This window comes from Pseudomonas sp. NFPP12 (genome assembly GCF_900103205.1).
In the GTDB taxonomy this organism is placed as follows: domain Bacteria; phylum Pseudomonadota; class Gammaproteobacteria; order Pseudomonadales; family Pseudomonadaceae; genus Aquipseudomonas; species Aquipseudomonas protegens.
On the sequence record NZ_FMWW01000003.1, the window covers coordinates 203,871 to 222,236 of the forward strand.

Genomic DNA, 18,366 nt, shown 5'->3' on the forward strand with positions numbered 1-18,366 from the left:
TTGCTTGGCGACCGCCCGCCGAACCTTCAGCGGCCTTGAGAACCCCGGCGCCCCTTCGGGCCGTGCGCAGCCTGCGGCAGCGGCTACACGAAGCGCTGCCGGCCAAGGCTGGAACCGCGCGTTAGTAGCCACGCTGGATCTCCACCGGGTTTTCCAGGGGTAAGCCATCGCCCCAGCGCTGGAGATTGCGCCCCAGCAGGCGCGCGATATTCAGGTAGACCCGGGGCGAATTGGCCGAGGTGTGGGGCGACAGGCGAATACCCGGGTGGCGATAGAAAGGATGCCCCTCGGGCAACGGCTCGGGGTCGGCCACGTCCAGGCTGGCCAGGGCGATGCGCCCGGTGTCCAGGGCCTGCAACAGCGCCGGCTGATCGATCAACGCACCGCGAGCGATATTGATCAGGTGCAACCCTGGCTTGGCCGCTGCCAGTACATCGGCATCAATGATGCCCCGGGTCTGCTCGGTCAACGGCACCGCCAGCAGCAGGTGATCGGCGCGGGCAAACAGCTCCTGCAGGTCGGCCACCGCCTCCACCCCAGGCACTTCGAACGGCTGCGCCGAACGCCGCAGGGCCAGTACCTGCATGCCCAGGGCCTGGGCCTTGGGCGCCAGTTCGCGGGCGATGCTGCCAAAGCCGAACAGCCCCAGGGTGCTGCCGGCCACTGCGGCCAGCGGCCGTTGCTGCCAGTGTTCGGCGCGCTCGATCCACACCTGGGGCAGTTGCTTGGCGGCGGCGAAGATCGCCGCCAGGGCAAACTCGGCAATGCTTTCGGCGGTGCTGCCTCGGGCACTGGCCACCGGCAGGTCCTGGAACAGCCAGCGAGGAAAATAATCCAGGCCCGAAGTCACCAGTTGCACGAAGCGCAGGCCAAACGGCCAGCCCGCCGGCGGCTCTGGCGCGTTGCGAAAATCGGCGTGGGGCGCGGCCAGCAGCACCTCGATATCGGCGGGCAAGCCACACGGCAGGCCCCGGGGCAGGCTCAATACTTCCACCCCCGGCAGCCACTGGCGCAACTGCTGATTGAAGTGCTCGTCGAGCTGGCTGGCGATGCGCGTCACGCCTGGGCTCCGCGGCTGGGCAAGGCAAAGGCGGCGCGCCCCACGGCACCGAGAATCGCGTCGTTCTGCGGGGTATGAATGCGGCTGCACAGCACATCGCGGTAATGCCGCTCGATGGGGTTGCCCCGGGCCAGCCCGGGGTTGCCGATGGCTTCGATGCCCAGCTCCACGGCGTTGATGGCGTTGCTGGTCACCAGGTATTTGATCTGGGTCGCCTCCCCCGGGGCGATCCGCCCTTCGGCGGCGGCATCGAGCAGCACCCGGTTGTTGAGCAACAAGGCGTCGATGCGCCCGATCAGTTCCTGAAAGCGCGGCAGGCTCGACAACGGTGCGCCAAGGTTGGCCGGGGCACGCTGGGCCAGCCAGCCCAGCAACCAGTCGCGGGCGGCCCGGGCCACGCCGTCGTAGATGGCCGAGAGCAGCACCGCCAGCCAGAGCACGCCCTTGCTGTCCAGCTCGGAAGGCCGGGGCACGTGGGCCGGTTGGATATCCACCGCCTGTTCCTCGGGCACGAACACCTCATCGAAAATCACGTCGTGGCTGCCGGTGGCGCGCATGCCCAGGTGGTCCCAGGTTTCCTCGACGCTGATCCCGGGGCTGTCACGGCGGACCAGCCAGGTACCCACTTGCGGCTCGGCCTCGTCGCTGCGGGCCCAGACCGCAAGCCAGGTCAGCCCGGGAATGCCGGTGGAGTAGATCTTGCGCCCGCTGAGCAGCCAGCCGCCCTCGACCCGTCGTGCCAGGGTCGCCGGCAAACCGCCCCGGGCCGGGGTACCCAGGTCCGGCTCGACCCGCAGGGCGTTGATCAGGGCACCCTCTTGCACCGCCTCCCGGGCCACGCGCTGGCGCAGGTGCAGCGGCCAGGCCGTGTTCTGTTGCAGGCGCGTGTGCTGCAGGTACTGCATCACCAGCACCAGCGCGGTGGAAGGCTCGCCCCGGGCCACGGCGCCTATCACTCGTCGCGCCTGGGCCAGGTTCGCCTCGCTGCCGCCCAGGGCCCGGGGCACGGTCAGGGCCAGCAGGCCATGCTGGTGCAGGCGTTGCAGGTTGGCGTGGGGAAATTCGCTGTGACGGTCGTAGTACGCTGCGGTGGCGGCGAATTCTTCACTCAGTTGCTGCAGCAGGTCGGCGAACTCGCTGGAGTCTGGATCAGGGACGGGACGGGACACGGACGGAGACGGTTGCACGCTGGAAAGGCTCATCGGCTGGCGGTCCTGCTCAAGGGAAGGGAGATGTCGACGGCCGGCTCGGCCTCGGTTTCCACACCCAGCAGTTGCAGCAACCGCGCGCGCAGTGCCTGGAACCCTGGGGTGGAGGCCTGACGCGGACGCGGCAGGCGGATTGGCAATTGCTCGGCGATTTGCCCGTTGGCCAGCACCAGCACCCGATCGGCCAGCAGCAGCGCCTCGTCGACATCGTGGGTCACCAGCAGCACCGCCGGGGTGTGCACCCGCCACAGGCGGATGATCAGTTGGTGCATGCGGATCCGGGTCAGGGCGTCCAGAGCGGCGAAGGGCTCATCCAGCAGCAACAGGTGCGGCTCGCGTACCAGGGCCCGGGCCAACGCCACTCGCTGGGCCTCGCCGCCGGACAAGGTGCCTGGCCAGGCATTGAGCCGGTGGGCCAGCCCGACCTCCTCCAGTGCTGCCTCGGCCCGCTCCCGGGCCCCGGCCCCGCGCACGCCCAGGGCAACGTTGCGCCACACGCGCTTCCAGGGCATCAACCGTGGCTCCTGGAACACCGCGGCCATGGCCGAAGGCACCTGCAACTGGCCCTGGTCGATGGGTTCCAGCCCGGCCAGGGTTCGCAGCAAGGTGGTCTTGCCCGAACCGCTGCTGCCCAGGAGGGCCACGAACTCCCCGGGAGCGATGTCCAGATCCAGGCCATCGAGCACCGCCTGCCCGGCAAAGCGCCGGGTGATCCGGCGGCATTCGACGGCAGCGCGCAGGCGGCCCTGCTGGGGCAATGACAGAGTCATGGGTCAGTTCCTGATAAAGGTCGGGCGCCAGGCCAGGGCGCAACGTTCAAGGCCGCGCACCAGCCCGTCGATGCCCAGGCCGAGCACGCTGTAGACCAGGAGGCAGATGACGATCACGTCGGTGCGCATGAAGTCCCGCGCGTCGTTGACCAGGTAGCCGATACCGGCGCTGGCGTTGATCTGCTCCACCACCACCAGCCCCAGCCAACTGATGCCGAAGGCATAGCGCAGGCCGACGAAGAACGCCGGCAGGGCCCCGGGCAGGATCACGTGGACGATCAGTTCCCAGCGTTTGAGGCCCAGCAGGGTCGCGGCCTCCACCAGCTTGGGATCGAGGCTGCGAATGCCGGAAAACAGCGTGAGGTAGATAGGAAAGGTAGTGCCCAGGGCGATCAGCGCGATCTTCGGCGTCTCGCCCACGCCGAACCAGAGAATGAACAGCGGCACTATGGCCAGGAACGGCAGGGTGCGCAGCATCTGCATGGGGGAATCGATGGCGAGCTCGCCGCGCCGGGACAACCCGGCCACCAGGGCCAGGAGCGTGCCCAGGCTGACGCCGATGGCCAGGCCACTGAGGGCGCGCTTGAGGGACACCCACAGGTGCCCGGCCAGTTCGCCGCTGCCGAGCATCTGCCACAGGGTGCCGCCGATGGTACTGGGAGCGGCGATGATCCGCGCCGGCAACAGCCCGCTGCGCGAGGCCAGTTCCCACACCAGCAGAAGCAGCAATGGGCTGACCAGGCGCAGCAGCAGGTTGCCCAGGAGCTGGTATCCGGGGCGCTCGGCCCAGCGACGGGACGAGGTGAGGGGGGCTGGCGCAGGCATCGCAACATCCTTATTTCAGCGCGTTCGAGCCCCATGCTAACTACATAAAAAACGTCCGTGAAATTCGTTTTGGTTCTAACTTAATATACAAAAATTGCATTCAATGATTGCCAAGACATGCAAATCAATAATCAAAAACAATCCGAAGAAGCCGGCTTTCCGGCGAACAGCCCCCTGAGGTTTGCGCCGGCCTAGAGGGCGCCTTCGCTGGCAAGCCAGCTCCTACGGCGCAGCCTTGCCGACGCGGGCGGCGACCATCTCGCCGAACATGCTCACCGGCTCTTGCAGGTTGCCGAGGAACCGCGGGTGGACCAGCCACAGGTCGATCACCGGCTTGAAGTCGCTGACCGGGACGATCTCCAGCTTGTCCCGATGGCTGCTGTTTTCCAGCAGCGGCAGCGGCACCAGGCCATAGCCCAGGCCATTGGCGATCAACCCCAGTTGCAGCTCGGTGCCGAAGGTTTCCAGGTTGATCTGCAACGACAGCCCCTGTGCGCTCAGCGCCCGTTGCAGGCCGGCACGAAAGCCGCAGCCGTCCGGGTTCAGCACCCAGCCGCGCTGGTAACAGTCGGCCAGTTTGCACGAGCGCTTGCGCACCTCGCCCTTGGCCGCCACCACCACCAGGTTCATGCTGCCCAGGGAACGGCCCACCACCCCTTCGGGGAAGACCTTGCCAGCGGGAAACAGCGCCGCCACCACATCCAGCTCACCGTTCTCGACCTTGCTCAACAGGTGGCTGCCCCAGCCCGTGGCCACCGAGGTCTGCAACTGCGGATACAGCGCCTTCAACTGGCTCAGGGCATCGAGCAGCACCACATCGCCGATGGTCTGCGGCACGCCGATGCGCAGGGCACCACTGGGGGCGCCGTCATTGGCCACCAGTTCATTCAGCGCGTCGATGCTGCGCAGCACTTCCAGGCACTGGCCATAGACCCGCAAGCCCATGCTGGTGGGCTTGAGCGGCTTGGTGTTGCGGTCCAGCAATTCCACCCCCAGGGCTTCCTCGAAATTCTGCACCCGGCGGGTAATGGCTGGCTGGGTCAACTGCAGGGCATCGGCCGCCTGGCTGATGGTCTGGCAGCGGATTACCGCCACGAACGCATTCAGATCATCTATCTTCATTCTTTTTTCGCATAATAAATGACTGGAAAAATGTTCGATAAGAATAATACCTTTTAGCTCGCCCGTGTAGTTCGCGTCATTTGCCTTGTGTCCACGGAGGGAGCCCATGCCCCACAACGCCACGACAGTCGCCATCGAATCAGCCAACTTCGCCCGCCTGCGGGACTTTATCGCCGCTCTGGCCGAGCTGCTGGACAGCCATCCCGATGAAGCCCGGGTGCTGGACCAGGGCGCCGCGCTGCTGCACCAGCTGGTGAGCCAGGACGACTGGCTGCCCGCGGCCTTCGCCCAGCCGGATCCGCAGCGCTACCAGCAGTTCCTGCTGCATGCCGACTCGCGCCAGCGCTTCTCCATCGTCAGCTTCGTCTGGGGCCCTGGGCAGCGCACACCGATCCACGACCACCGGGTCTGGGGCCTGATCGGCATGCTGCGCGGCGCCGAGGACAGCCAGGGGTTCGAACGCCTGGCCGACGGCCGCCTGCAGCCTGCCGGCGCGCCGCTGCGCCTGGTGCCGGGCCAGGTGGAAGCGGTGTCGCCACGCATTGGCGACATCCATCAGGTGAGCAATGCCCATGCCGATCGGGTATCCGTCAGCATCCATGTGTATGGCGCCAATATCGGTGCCGTGCAGCGCGCCGTGTACGACCTGGACGGCCAGGAAAAACCCTTTGTCTCCGGCTACTCCAACCATTTGCTGCCTAACCTCTGGGACTTGTCGAAGGAGCCCCTGCAATGACCGATTTCCCGACCCGCAGCCCGGCACAGATCCGCCAGGCCCTACTCGACCGCCAGGAGCTGGCACTGATCGATGTGCGTGAAGAAGCGCCCTTCGCCGAGGCCCACCCGCTGTTCGCGGCCAACATCGCGCTGTCGAAACTGGAGCTGGAGGTGTATGCGCGCATCCCCCGCCGCGACACCCCGATCACCCTCTACGACCAGGGCGAGGGGCTGGCCCAGCGCGCCGCCACGCGCCTGCGGCAACTGGGCTACAGCGATGTCGCCCTGCTGGCAGGCGGCCTGGAGGGTTGGCGCAGCGCCGGCGGCGAGCTGTTCAAGGACGTCAACGTGCCGAGCAAGGCCTTTGGCGAACTGGTGGAAGCCGAGCGCCACACTCCTTCCCTGGCCGCCGAGGAGCTCCAGGCACTGCTCGACCAGCAGGCCGACCTGGTGGTGCTCGATGCCCGGCGCTTCGACGAATACCAGACCATGAGCATCCCCGGCAGCACCAGCGTGCCCGGGGCCGAACTGGTGCTGCGGGTGCGTGAGCTGGCCCCCGATCCCCGCACCCGGGTGGTGGTCAATTGCGCCGGGCGCACCCGCAGCATCATCGGCACCCAGTCCCTGGTGAATGCCGGCATCCCCAACCCGGTGGCGGCACTGCGCAATGGCACCATCGGCTGGACCCTGGCCGGGCAGAAGCTCGAACACGGTCAGAGCCGGCGCTTCAAGGCCATCAACGAGGCCCAGCGGGCCCCAGCCCAGGATGCCGCTCGGGCCGTGGCCGACCGCGCCGACGTGGCACGCATCGACCTGGCCCAGTGGCGGCGCTGGCAGGCCGACCCCAAGCGCACCAGCTACCTGTTCGATGTGCGCACCCCGGAGGAATTCGCCGCTGGCCACCTGCCCGGCGCCCGCTCCACCCCCGGTGGGCAACTGGTGCAGGAAACCGACCACTTCGCCAGCGTGCGCGGTGCGCGCCTGGTCCTGGTGGACGACGACGGCGTGCGCGCCAACATGAGCGCTTCCTGGCTGGCCCAGATGGGCTGGCAGGTGGCGGTGCTGGACGGCCTGCGCGACAGCGACTTCAGCGTGCGCGGCCCCTGGCAGGCGCCACTGCCGGACACCTCGCCGGCCGAAGAAATCAGCCCCCGCACCCTCGCCACCTGGCTCCAGGAGCCCGGCACCCTGGTACTGGACTTCACCGCCAGCGCCAACTACGTGCAGCGCCACATCCCCGGCGCCTGGTGGGCATTGCCCAGCCAGTTGCAGGAAGCCCTGGCCCAGTTGCCACAACCGGAGCGCTATGTCCTGACCTGCGGCAGCAGCCTGCTGGCGCGCTTCGTGGTGCCGCAGCTGCAGGCCCTGACCCAGCGTCCGGTGTTCCTCCTCAGCGGTGGCACCGCGGCCTGGATCGAAGCCGGCCTGCCCGTGGAAGAAAGTCGCCAGCAACTGGCTTCACCCCGGATCGACCGCTACCGGCGCCCCTATGAAGGCACCGACAACCCGAAAGAAGCCATGCAGGGCTACCTGGACTGGGAATTCGGCCTGGTGACGCAGTTGGGCCGGGATGGCACCCACGGCTTCTTCGTCATCTGAACCGCTTCGCTGGCAAGCCTGCTCCTACAGACCCCGCCTCTGCCCTGTAGGAGCCGGCTTGCCGGCGAAGAGGCCGCAGGCCGGGCATCGCTCGCAAGGGCACCCTCGCGGGCAAGCCCGCTCCTGCAAGGGGGGGGGTATTTCGGGCGCGCAGGCGGTGCTGGTGGATCATCAATCGCCCGGATGACAAATAGCAATAATTCTCGATATCATTCGCGACCTTGTGCTCACCGCGTCGTCAAGAAGGATATCCATGTCTCGCTCCAAGCCCGACTCTGCGTCGGCGGACTCTGTTCGCGGGTTCTATGCGGACATCCTGCATTTCCTGCGTAAACGCACGGACAACGCCAGCGACGCGGCGGACATGACCCAGGACGTGTTCACCCAATGGCTCGACTACCGTGACCGGGCCCAGGTCGAACAGCCCCGGGCCTTCCTGTTCCAGATGGCACGCAACCTGCTGCGTGATCATTGGCGGCGCCAGCAGGTACGCTCCCGGGCTCAGCAGGACGGGCACCACGAGCAAAGCCTGGACAACGAACCCCTGGCCGACGAGCAGCATGAGCCCCTGCCCGCGGCCCAGCGCCTGCAACGCCTGGAACAGTTGAAAGAAGTCCTCGCCCAACTCTCGCCGCGCCGCCGCGAAGCCCTTATGCTGCACCGCTTCGAAGGGCTGAGCCAGACGCAGATCGCCGAGCGCATGGGCATTTCCGTGAGCATGGTGGAAAAACACATCGCCTTTGCCCTGCTGCACTGCAAGCAGCACCTACAACGAGAAAACGGCAAGGAGCAGCCTGAATGACCCGCTTTTCCGGCACCCACAACGACCTCGACAGCGAGCAGATCGACGCCGAGGCCGCCAGCTGGTTCGCCCGCAACCGCAACGACCCGGACCGCGCCACGCGCAAGGCCTTCGATGCCTGGGTCAGCGAGCCGGCCCACGCCCGGGCCTATGCCGAGTTCGAAGAACTGTGGGTCGATCTTGCGCAATTGCAGCAACTGGGCCGGCCCATTCCCCTGCCCCGGCGCAAGCCCGCCCCCTGGCGCCCGGCCCTGGCGGCGGCCGCGGCGGTGCTCTGTGCGGTGCTGGCAGTCAACCTGGGCACGCCCCAGGGGCCCTACATCCAGCAGGTGGCGATCCAGGAAAAGGGCGCCCGCGCCTTCAAGCTGCCCGATGGCAGCACCCTGTACGTCAACGCCAACACCCAGGTGAAAGTGGATTTCAGCGCCCAACAGCGTGATATCTACCTGCAACAGGGCCAGCTGTACCTGGAAGTGGCCGCCGACAAGGAGCGCCCACTGTGGGTGCACAGCGGCGCGGCCAAAGTGCGGGTGGTGGGCACCGCCTTCGACGTGCGTCGTGGCCAGCGCCAGCTGGTGGTCAGCGTCGCCCACGGCCAGGTGGCCTTCAGCCCGGACGGCAAGCCCGGGGAGTTGACCCTGCTCGGCGCCCGCCAGCAAGCCACCTATGACCTGCACAAAGGCACCCTGCGCCAGCAGACCCTGGACAGCGATGAGGTCGCGGACTGGCGCAGCGGGCACCTGGCCTTTCGCAACCGCGACCTGGCCAGCCTGGTGGATGAGTTGAACCTGTATCGGCGCCAGCCGGTGCAACTGGCCGAGGGTTCTCTGGGGGCCTACAAGGTCTCGGGCAACCTCGATGTCAACGACCCCGACGCCCTGATCAAGGCACTGCCCGTGCTGATTCCGGTAAAAGCCGTACCCCTGGCCGACGGCCAGCTGAGGCTCGAGGCTCGTTGATCCAACTCATATGAGAATATTTTGCATTCGCATATGAGGTTTTTTTTCACTGCCGCGTCTTCCTCCCGTCTGCGATCTGTACGCAGCGCTTTTTTGGCCTTTAAGCCGCTCTGGGGGAAGTCATGTTTCGCGCGCTCTTGCCTGTTCCGTTAGTCCGTACCCGCCCTACCCTGCTCGCCGCCTGCCTGGCATTCAGCCTGCAGGCCTACGCCGGGCCGCTGCATTTCCAGTTGCCGGCGCAGCCTCTGGCCGCGTCCCTGAGCCAGATCGCCCAGCAGGCGAAGATCCAGCTGCTGTTCGATGAGCAACTGCTGCGCAACGCCAAGGCTCCGGCCCTGCAGGGTGACTACAGCCCGGAAGAGGCGATTCGCACCTTGCTGCAGGACGGTCGGTTCAACCTGGTGAAGGTCGACAACACCTACATCGTGCGCCCCGCCGACACCAACCTGAGCAGTGGTTCGGCCCTGCAACTGGGGGCCATGAGCGTGATCGGCAACGGCACCGAAGTGGACTCCTCGAGTGTCGGCCGCTCGACCCTGAACCAGGCGGAAATCGATCGCCACCAGGCCACCAACGTGGTCAGCCTGATCGACACCCTGCCCGGCGTGAGCCTGGGCGGCTCGCTCAAACCCGGCGGCCAGACCATCAACATCTGGGGCCTGGGGGATGCCGAAGACGTGCCGATGAGCGTTGATGGCGCCACCAAGAGCGGCTTCGAACGCTACCAGCAGGGTTCGGTGTTCATCGAGCCGGAGCTGATCAAGCGCATCGAAGTGGAAAAAGGCCCGCACTCCCCCGAGACCGGCAACGGTGGTTTCGGCGGCACCGTGCACATGGAGACCAAGGACGCCCCGGACCTGCTGCAGGAAGGTCGCAACGCCGGCGCCATGGTCAAGTACGGCTACAGCAGCAACAGCCATGAACAGGCCTATACCGGCGCGGTGTACGGCCGTACCGATGATCACCGCTTCGATGCCCTGGCCTACTGGACCAAGCGCGACGGCGACGACATGAAGATCGCCAGCGCCCAGCCCGACCCGCGCAACGCCTACCCGATCAACCCCAAGCGCCTGCCCAATACCGCCCAGGACATGGAAGGCGAGCTGTTCAAGCTGAACATGCAACTGACCGACGAACATCGCCTGGGCTTCAGTTACATGCGCTCCAACAGCGACATCTGGGCGCCCTTCTCGGCCAAGAGCTACCCGACGCCACCGAGCCAGAGCGACATCAACAAGTACGGTTATGACGGCGCCACCCGCCGCTTCCTGGCCCAGCGCAATACCATCGACACCACCTGGATCGCCAAGTACCAGTACACCCCCGTGGACAATCCATGGATCGACTTCGAGGCCAAGTACTCCGATTCCACCACCGACCAGACCGACGAACGCGGGCCGAACGCCTTCTTCCAGCCTACATCCGGTGGCCGCAAGATCACCGTGGGCTATGACGACAAGATCCTGGCCCTGAAAAACACCAGCCGCTTCAGCACCGGCCCGCTGGAACACGCGCTGACCAATGGCATCCAGATCCGCAAGCACACTCGCGAAGTGGACATGTGGATGCCGGGCAAGACCTATGAAGTACCCAAGTACAACTACGGCCACTACCAGCCTGGCTTCATGCCCCACGGCAAGGTCGACAACAATGCCTTCTACATCCAGGACGCCATCACCCTGGGGGACTTCACCCTGACCCCGTCCCTGCGCTACGACCATGTGCGCAACCGCGGCGAGAAGAACGACGCACCGTTCTACAACAGCCCCGACCCGGTGGCGGGCCACGATTACGGCGACAAGACCTACACCGGCTGGTCGCCTCGGCTGTCGGCGTTCTGGACAGTGACCCCGCAATTCGCCCTGTTCGCCGACTACAGCAAGACCTGGCGCGCGCCGGTGATCGACGAGCAGTACGAGGTCCAGTCGGCCGCCTCCACCCGTTCCGCCACCAGCCGCGACCTCGACCCGGAACGCATCACCGCGTTGCGCGCCGGTAACATCACCAGCTTCTCCGACGTGTTCACCCAGGCCGACCGCGTCCAGGTGCGTACCACGCTGTTCCACAACACCATCAAAGACGAAATCATGAAGAACCTCGGGATCGGCTGCCCCGAGCAACTCACCAGCGGCAAGAGCATCAGCCAGGTGTGCAACCAGCCGACCATCGGGGTCTATCGCAACATCGGCGACCTGACCATCAAGGGCTTCGAGGTGGAAAGCTTCTACGACTCGACCTACCTGTTCGGCTCCCTGTCCTACTCATGGATCACCGGCAAGCATGAAGGTGCCTACACCAACCCTTGGGGACCGAACGTCTGGGCCCGGGACATCCCGCCACGCAAGTGGGTGGCCAGCCTGGGAGTGAAGATTCCACAGTGGGACGCGCAAGTAGGCTGGCAGGGCCAGTGGGTACGCCAGACCGACCGGGTGCCCAGCGACATCTATGCCAGCGGCCCGGCCAGCGTCCTGGGCGACTCCGCCTGGGACCAGTACAAGAACGACCGCTACAACGTGCACGGCCTGTTCGCCAACTGGAAACCCCAGCAGCCTTACCTCAAGGGCACCGAAGTCAACTTCACCCTGGACAACATGTTCAACCGTGACTATCGCCCACCACTGAGCGGCGATAACGCATCCAGCCTGGGGCGCAACGCCAAGATCAGCGTGACCCGCTTCTTCTGACGGCAACTGGCTGCGGTGCATCGGACGCACCGCAACAGGCCAGCCGTTGGCCATCACGGATGTATTGCAAGCCGTTAGCCAAGCCCTGCCGCCCGCACCCGTCGGGCTAAGATCGACTCCCCTCTGAACACCGCTGAAATGCCTTTGGGCGCTTTCAGTCAACTTCCCATTGATTATGTACGACACTTGTCGTACAACCGAGAAGACGTCATGGACAGAGGCTTCAGGAAGGTCAGGCGGGACCTGATCAATGCCTTACAAAGCGGCCACTATCTGCAAGCCGCGCGCGGCTCGATCGAGGTCAAGAACCTGCTGGCCACCGGCGAGATCTCGACCAGTCAACTGATCCAGGTCGTAGGCGCCTGCAAGGGCCAGGACCACAGTTGCAGCGCCCACCACAGCGTCCCGGGCATCGCGGTCCACGTGCTGAAAAAGGCCGGCTGGTACATCAAGTTCTACTTTATCGAGCCAGATGCGTGGTTCATCAGCGTTCACCGATGAGGGCATCCCATGAAACTCTTTCTGCAAGGCGACCGGGGCAAGGCGCTCTGCGAGCATTGCCAACAGGTCGTCGGCATCACCTACCTGCGGCGCGACGTCCCTTTCAGCGACGGCCATGGCCTGGCCCGGGACATCCTGGTGGGGGTTTGCGACCTCTGCGCCACGGTGGTGGCCATCCCGCCCCAGTCCACACCGGCGATCAAGGAAGCGCGCAAGCAGTCATTGACCTCCATCGAGGCGCGGCTGCCGGCGGTCTACCTCGATGTACTGGATGCGGCGATGCACTGCGTGGCCCCGGATGCCGGAGTGCAGATGCGCAAACTGTTCCTCGGCTACTACCTCAGCGCCCCCGCGGCGTCGTCCCTGGAGCAAGTGCACAGCGGCTTCGCCGCGTACCTGGCCGAACAGGCCGAGGCCCGCCAGTTACCTGCCGTGCAGGTCATGAAACGCCTGTCGCTGAAGGTCAACCACTATGTGGCCGAGGATCTTGCGCGCCTGCTGCAAGCCACCCGGATGACCCAGACCGAGCTGCTGAAAGCGCTGATCGCGCAGATGCGCCTGGATGTGCTCGAAGGCGGCAACCCCGCGGTGATCGCCGACCTGCGCCAGCTGGCGCGCCTGGGGCTTTGACCTTCAGCCTTTGCCCCGGCCCGCGACCCGCCCCGCCCGCAGGAAATCCCCCCAGCGCCGCACCAGGTAGTTGTGCTCGTCCATCACCGAGTTCCACACGGCGATATGCCCCATGCGCTGCTGGTAGGAACCGCCATCGCGGGTCTCGCCGATATCGATCAGCGGTTCGCCGTCGCTGCCCGGCAACTCTTCCCGGGCCGGTTTGCCGGCGTACCAGTAATCCCACTCGGCGCTGCTCAGGTGATCGCGGGTACGCGCCGGGTTGCCGATGTAGTAGCCCTGGCGTGCCATCACCGCACCGGGCCAGCCCGACAGCCACCAGTTGAGGTAGGCATAGGCTGCATCCAGCACCGCGCCCTTGGCGTGGCGCGACAACGACAGCCCGCCGAACCAGGCGCGGTAGCCTTCCTTCGGCACTGCCAGGCGGTATTTGACCCCCGCCCGGTGCAGGCGCATCAGCGTCGGCGACCACAGGCTCTGGATATCGATGCGCGGGCTGAGCATCAGTTGCGCGGCCTCTTCATCGTCCGACCAGAACGCCGCGAAGTGCCCTTCACGCTGCTTGCGCACCAGGATCCCTGCCAGCCGGTCGATCTCTTCGATGCTCAGGTTGCCGATGTCCTTGAAGGCTTCCAGGCCACAGCCCTGCACCGCCAGGGCGGCGTCCAGGGCACCGATCGCCGCATCGCTCTGCAAGGCAATGCGCCCGCTCCAGGCCGGCTCGAGCAGCCAGCCCCAGCTTTCGTTGGCGCTGGAAAAACCCGCCGGCAGGCGCTCCGGGCGGTAGGCGAAACTGTCGGCGTTGTGGGTCAGCGGCAGCATGCTGATGCGCTCGCTGGCCGTACTGCCCAGGCTACCGTCGTGCTGCACATAGAGCCGTTCGCTGGGCACGCTGCCACTGCCCAGGCGATCGTCCGGCGACAGGCGCCCGCGCTTGGGCAGGTCGTTGATCTCGTGCCACAGGGCAATGCGCCGGGTATCGATGGGCTGGATCGCCTGGGCCGGCCAGACAAAATCGACGTTGTGAAACCACTGGTCATAGAGGTCGTAGCTGTCCGGCTGCATCACCGCGATGCGCTGGGCCTGCTCCACATCGTGTACCTGATACACCAGGCGGATGCCCAGGTCCTGCTCGGCGCGCACCCGCAGGGATTCGAGCAGGGTCACCGAGGTGCCCAGCACCCGCAGGGTGACCGATTGCGTCGCCGCCATCAGGCACCCTCCCCGGCGGCCGGGGCGAAACTGCGGGCGAACACTTCGAAGGAGCGGCGCAGTGGTTCGGGCTCCAGCCCGCGCAGGATAAACACCAGCCGCGAGCGATGGTCGGCACTGGGCCAACGGGGCAGATGCACGGGTGCGTGCAGGCAATGCTGCACGCCATGGATGACGATGGGGGCCTGGTTGGCGTTGATGTTGAGCAATCCTTTCACCCGCAGAATTCGTTCGCCGTGGCATCTTAGCAGCATCGACAACCAGACCCCGAAGCCCACCCAATCCAGGGCTTGCTCGAACTCCAGGCTGCACACTTGCGCCGCGCCATGCTGTGGCGCAGCCGCTTTGAGTGGCCCCTGCAACTGCCAGCGCGCCACTTCCCGCTCTGCCGTCGCACCGCGCAGCCCCTCCCCCAGCAACAGCTGATCGCCACTCTGGATCGCCTGGGTCAGCAACAGGGGCGCCCCGGGATTGAGCCGCTGCAAATGCTCGCGCAACGCCGCCTGGGTTGCTTCGTCGACACAATCGGTCTTGCTCAGCAGCAAGCGATCCGCGGCCGCCACCTGGGCCAGCCACTCCGGGTGCAGGCGCTCCTGCAACGCCGCGTGGCTGGCATCCACCAGGGTCACCAGCAGGCCGATGTGCACCCGCCCGCGCAATTGCGGATCGTTGTTCACCGTGGCCAGGATCGGCGCCGGGTCGGCCAGCCCGGTGGTTTCCAGCAGCACCCGGCGAAAGGCCGGAACCTCGCCCCGGCTACGCCGCGCCAGGAGCGCCAGCAGCGCCTCTTTCAGTTCGCCGCGAACCGAACAGCAGACACAGCCGCTGGGCAGCAGCACGGTGTCCGGCGCCACCTCCTGCACCAGCAAATGATCGATGCCGATATCGCCGAACTCGTTGATCAGCAGCGCCGTGTCCCCCAGGCTCTGGTCCTGCAACAGGCGGTTGAGCAAGGTGGTCTTGCCACTGCCGAGAAACCCGGTGATGACGTTCAGGGGCAGGCTCATGGCTGTTGCTCCAGGTGCTTGAGGATCACAGGGTCGAGAGGATCGAGGGGCCGGCCGAGCATGGATTCGGCCAGGCTCCACAACTGCTCCAGGCCGCTGGCCAGTTCCTGGCGGCCGGTAGCCCCCAGCAGCAGATAGGCCGAGCCCTGGAAGTCTTCGACCTTGAGCCGCAACGGCACCAGTACCCGGTTGATCGCGGCGATTCTGCGCAAGCGTTCGCGACGCCGGGGCAGTTCATCCCCCAGCGGATCGCTCCAGTGCACGTCTTCGCCCAGCAGCCCGCATAACCCGCACATGTTCAGCCCTCCTTCATGGCATGACGTCCCCGGAGTTCGGGCCCAGGGTCTGGCCGACGAACAGGTTGCCCCCCGGCTCGCTGGCCAGCAGCACCGCGGTGGGCGCCACTTCATCGGCCAGGCCGAAGCGCCCCAGGGGCAGCTCGGCGGCCTTGGCGGTTTTCCAGGCGCTGCTGATGCCAGACACCAGCGGCGTCTCGATCGGCCCCGGGGCGATGGCGTTGACCAGCACATTGTCCTTGGCCACTTCCAGGGCCAGGGACTTGGTGAAGCCGATGACGCCGGCCTTGGCCGCGGCGTAGTGGGTCAGCTCGGCGCCGCCCTTGATTCCCAGCTGCGAGGCGACGTTGATGATCCGCCCCCAACGCTGCGCCAGCATATGGGGCAAGGCCCGCTGGCTGGCGACGAAGACGCTGGTGAGATCGACCCGCAGCATGTCGTTCCACATCTCGATGGAGAGATCGACGCAGCGCGCCTGGGTCAGCATGCCGGCATTGTTCACTAGGATATCGATACCGCCGAAATGCTCGACACAGGCATCGACTCCGGCCTGGGCCCCTTCGACGCTGCCGACATCGGCCACGCATTCGACGACTTCAGCGCCCAGCTCGCGGCAGGCTTGGGCGCTCTCGGCCAGGCGCGCGGGGTCGCGGTCAGCCAGCAGCAGGCGTGCTCCCGCCACCGCGTAGGCCCGGGCGATAGCGGCGCCGATACCGCTGCCGGCGCCGGTGATCACGGCGCGGCGGTTGTGCAGGTGTTGCATGGGACTTTCTCCTTCAAGGGTGTGCGGTTCGCTGGCCAGCCAGCTCCTACGGAGGCGGTGAGCCGCCTGCACGAGCCGGCTGGCTGGCGAAGGGGTTCAATCCGGCCAGCGCACCGTCAGGCCGCCATCGATGACGATGCTCTGCCCGGTGAGGTAGCTGGACTCCTCGCTGGTGAGAAAGCGCACCAGCGACGCCACTTCATCGGCCCGTCCGACCCGGCCCAGGGGGATGGCCCGGGCCGCCTTGGCCAGGCCTTCCGGGCCCAGGGAGTTCTGGCTGTCCAGCGACTGCGGGGTCTCGATCAACCCCGGGATCACCGCGTTGCAGCGAATGCCCCTGGCCGCCAGTTCCACCGCCAGCGAGCGGCACAACCCCGGCACCCCGGCCTTGGCCGCTGCATAGTGAGCGTGGTCCTGCCAGCCGTAGACGCCACCGGCAATCGAGGAAATCGCCACCAGGGCACCGCCCTCACCCATGTGTTTGGCCGCCGCGCGGAAGGTGCGCATGACCCCGGTCAGGTCCACATCGAGCATGGCGTTCCAGGCCGCGTCGGTCATGTCCAGCAAGGGTGCGCGGCGCAGCAGGCCGGCATTGGCCACGGCGTAATCGAGGCGGCCAAAGTGCGCCACGGCCTGCTCGGCCAGGGCGTCCACCGAGGCGCTGTCGGTCACGTCCAGGGGCAGCATCAGGCAGTGCCCGCCCGCCTCGGCCACGCGGTCACTGGTGGCTTGCGGGTCATGGGGGTCGGCGGGGAAATACCCGCCCACCACCGCCACACCGGCCCGTGCATAGGCCACGGCCAGGGCCTGGCCGATGCCGCTGGCGGCACCGGTGATCACGGCGACTTTTTGAGTCATGGATAACTTTCCTTATTGAACGGATTCAGGACGCACATGGCGCGCGGCGAACATCAGCGCACCGGAGAGGAAACAAGGCAGCGCGCCGAAATACAGCGCCGAGGTCTGCCAGTCGCCACCGGCGGACAGCACCTGGGTGGCGCCGAAACCCGCCACCACCGCGCCGATCGGCCCCATGGCGTGGATGATCGCGCCGCCGGTGGCGCGGATGCTGGTAGGGAAGCTTTCGCTGATGAAGAACAGCGCCGCCGAGTACGGGCCGATCAGGAAGAACAGGCCCAGGCTGTAGAGACCCACCACCATCGGCATGTTACTCGGGCCGTAGAGCATGCCGGCGAACGACAGGCCGCCGAGCATCCAGCCCAGGCCGATGACATTGCGCCGGCCGATCTTGTCGCCCATCCAGCCGTGGCTCAGGTAGCCGCAGTAGCCCACCAAGTTGGAGAGCACCAGGATGATCAGCGAGTTCTCGAAGGAGATGTGGTGCACGCTGACGATCACCGACGTGCCGAGCACGCTGAACACCTGGATCGCCGCCCAGTTGAGCAGGATCGCCGCGCCGATCACCAGGGTCGCGCGCCGCGCCGGGCCACGAAAGGCCGCGGCCAGGCCGGCCTTGCTGTGCTCGTCATAGTCCACGCCATAGGTCAGCGCCACCGCCTGGGCCTCGCTCACCGAACCACTTTTGCGCAGTTGGCTGATGCGCTGGTGGATCTGGAACTGCGGGCTCTCCTTGAGCTTGCGCGCCATCACCGCAATGACGATGGCCGGGATCGCGGCGAAGATGAAGCAGCCTTGCCAGCCGATGATCGGCAGCAGCACCGCGGTCAACCCGGCGGCGATCAGCGCCCCCACCGGCCAGCCACCCTGCACCAGGCTGTAGATGAAGCCCCGGCGCTTGGCCAGTTGCGGGTCGTCGGATGCCGCGTACAACTCGCTGAGGTAGGTGGCGTTCACCGTTTCCTCGGCATAGCCCAGGCCGCCCAGGGAGCGGATCAGGATCAGCGGCGACTTGCCCCAGGCGCCGCCGATAGCGGTCAGCGCCGAGCAGATGGCCGAGCCGCTGACGGTGAAAATGATGCCCATGCGCCGGCCCAGCTTGTCCACCAGCGGCCCGATGGCCAGGGCCACCACCGCGGTGCCCACCGCCACCCAGGTGGCGATCTCGGCCTGCTCGACCTCGCCCCAGCCGAAGTGCCGGCCGATCTCCGGCAGCAGGGTGCCAAACAGAATGAAGTCGTACACCGCAAACACCCAGGCGAAGAAGGCGATCCAGGTGGCGAAGCGCACTTGGGCCGGGGTCAACTGCTGGGGTTTCCAGCCAGTCAGGTCAAGCTTGTTATAGATAGACAT

General features: G+C 66.4%; 18 protein-coding genes. 7 read left to right on the forward strand and 11 right to left on the reverse strand.

From position 1 onward, the window contains the following. Positions 1–121: 121 nt before the first annotated feature. The 5 genes from BLS75_RS13710 to BLS75_RS13730 form a co-directional block, all read right to left on the reverse strand. Positions 122–1,060 (reverse strand): D-isomer specific 2-hydroxyacid dehydrogenase family protein, encoded by a 939-nt coding sequence (locus BLS75_RS13710; protein WP_072451082.1) that lies wholly within the window; start codon positions 1,058–1,060, stop codon positions 122–124. Next, positions 1,057–2,262, reverse strand: a complete 1,206-nt coding sequence (locus BLS75_RS13715; RefSeq protein WP_072451083.1) for an acyl-CoA dehydrogenase family protein — start codon at positions 2,260–2,262, stop codon at positions 1,057–1,059. The genes BLS75_RS13710 and BLS75_RS13715 overlap by 4 nt, the downstream gene beginning before the upstream one ends. Then, the gene (locus tag BLS75_RS13720) at positions 2,259–3,038 is read right to left on the reverse strand and encodes an ABC transporter ATP-binding protein (protein WP_011059720.1); all 780 of its coding nucleotides are present in this window, start codon (positions 3,036–3,038) and stop codon (positions 2,259–2,261) included. The genes BLS75_RS13715 and BLS75_RS13720 overlap by 4 nt, the downstream gene beginning before the upstream one ends. A 3-nt stretch (positions 3,039–3,041) precedes the next feature. Beyond that, entirely contained in the window at positions 3,042–3,863 is an 822-nt protein-coding gene (locus BLS75_RS13725) for an ABC transporter permease (RefSeq protein ID WP_015634466.1), read from the reverse strand. Between the two features lie 222 nt (positions 3,864–4,085). Continuing rightward, positions 4,086–4,985: a LysR family transcriptional regulator gene (locus BLS75_RS13730; protein ID WP_011059718.1), complete on the reverse strand. Its 900-nt coding sequence runs from the start codon at positions 4,983–4,985 to the stop codon at positions 4,086–4,088. A gap of 106 nt (positions 4,986–5,091) precedes the next feature. On the opposite strand from BLS75_RS13730, the gene BLS75_RS13735 reads away from it, so the two are divergent. From BLS75_RS13735 to BLS75_RS13765, 7 genes are all read left to right on the forward strand, one after another. After that, on the forward strand, positions 5,092–5,721 hold the full coding sequence (locus BLS75_RS13735; RefSeq protein ID WP_011059717.1) for a cysteine dioxygenase family protein: 630 nt from the start codon (positions 5,092–5,094) through the stop codon (positions 5,719–5,721). Next, on the forward strand, positions 5,718–7,301 hold the full coding sequence (locus tag BLS75_RS13740; protein ID WP_072451084.1) for a rhodanese-related sulfurtransferase: 1,584 nt from the start codon (positions 5,718–5,720) through the stop codon (positions 7,299–7,301). Before BLS75_RS13735 ends, BLS75_RS13740 begins: the two co-directional genes overlap by 4 nt. Before the next feature lie 253 nt (positions 7,302–7,554). Then, positions 7,555–8,103 (forward strand): RNA polymerase sigma factor, encoded by a 549-nt coding sequence (locus tag BLS75_RS13745; protein WP_072451085.1) that lies wholly within the window; start codon positions 7,555–7,557, stop codon positions 8,101–8,103. Further along, positions 8,100–9,062, forward strand: a complete 963-nt coding sequence (locus BLS75_RS13750) for a FecR family protein (protein WP_072451086.1) — start codon at positions 8,100–8,102, stop codon at positions 9,060–9,062. Before BLS75_RS13745 ends, BLS75_RS13750 begins: the two co-directional genes overlap by 4 nt. A 122-nt stretch (positions 9,063–9,184) precedes the next feature. Then, the gene (locus tag BLS75_RS13755) at positions 9,185–11,746 is read left to right on the forward strand and encodes a TonB-dependent receptor (RefSeq protein ID WP_072451087.1); all 2,562 of its coding nucleotides are present in this window, start codon (positions 9,185–9,187) and stop codon (positions 11,744–11,746) included. A 210-nt stretch (positions 11,747–11,956) separates the two neighbouring features. Beyond that, the gene (locus BLS75_RS13760; protein WP_239690667.1) at positions 11,957–12,247 is read left to right on the forward strand and encodes a hypothetical protein; all 291 of its coding nucleotides are present in this window, start codon (positions 11,957–11,959) and stop codon (positions 12,245–12,247) included. A 9-nt stretch (positions 12,248–12,256) separates the two neighbouring features. Next, entirely contained in the window at positions 12,257–12,877 is a 621-nt protein-coding gene (locus tag BLS75_RS13765; protein WP_072451089.1) for a hypothetical protein, read from the forward strand. 3 nt (positions 12,878–12,880) lie between these two features. Here the strand turns inward: BLS75_RS13765 and BLS75_RS13770 are convergent, their stop codons facing one another. The 6 genes from BLS75_RS13770 to BLS75_RS13795 all read right to left on the reverse strand — a co-directional run bounded on the left by BLS75_RS13770 (position 12,881) and on the right by BLS75_RS13795 (position 18,366). Then, entirely contained in the window at positions 12,881–14,089 is a 1,209-nt protein-coding gene (locus BLS75_RS13770; RefSeq protein ID WP_072451090.1) for an ABC transporter substrate-binding protein, read from the reverse strand. Continuing rightward, a complete protein-coding gene (locus tag BLS75_RS13775) occupies positions 14,089–15,096 on the reverse strand; it encodes a CobW family GTP-binding protein (protein ID WP_072451091.1) in 1,008 nt (335 codons plus the stop codon). Before BLS75_RS13775 ends, BLS75_RS13770 begins: the two co-directional genes overlap by 1 nt. Then, positions 15,093–15,392 (reverse strand): hypothetical protein, encoded by a 300-nt coding sequence (locus BLS75_RS13780; protein ID WP_011059708.1) that lies wholly within the window; start codon positions 15,390–15,392, stop codon positions 15,093–15,095. The genes BLS75_RS13775 and BLS75_RS13780 overlap by 4 nt, the downstream gene beginning before the upstream one ends. Before the next feature lie 13 nt (positions 15,393–15,405). Next, on the reverse strand, positions 15,406–16,155 hold the full coding sequence (locus tag BLS75_RS13785) for an SDR family NAD(P)-dependent oxidoreductase (protein ID WP_011059707.1): 750 nt from the start codon (positions 16,153–16,155) through the stop codon (positions 15,406–15,408). A 96-nt stretch (positions 16,156–16,251) separates the two neighbouring features. Next, on the reverse strand, positions 16,252–17,013 hold the full coding sequence (locus BLS75_RS13790) for an SDR family NAD(P)-dependent oxidoreductase (protein ID WP_072451092.1): 762 nt from the start codon (positions 17,011–17,013) through the stop codon (positions 16,252–16,254). Positions 17,014–17,025: 12 nt separating this feature from the next. After that, positions 17,026–18,366 (reverse strand): MFS transporter, encoded by a 1,341-nt coding sequence (locus tag BLS75_RS13795; protein ID WP_011059705.1) that lies wholly within the window; start codon positions 18,364–18,366, stop codon positions 17,026–17,028.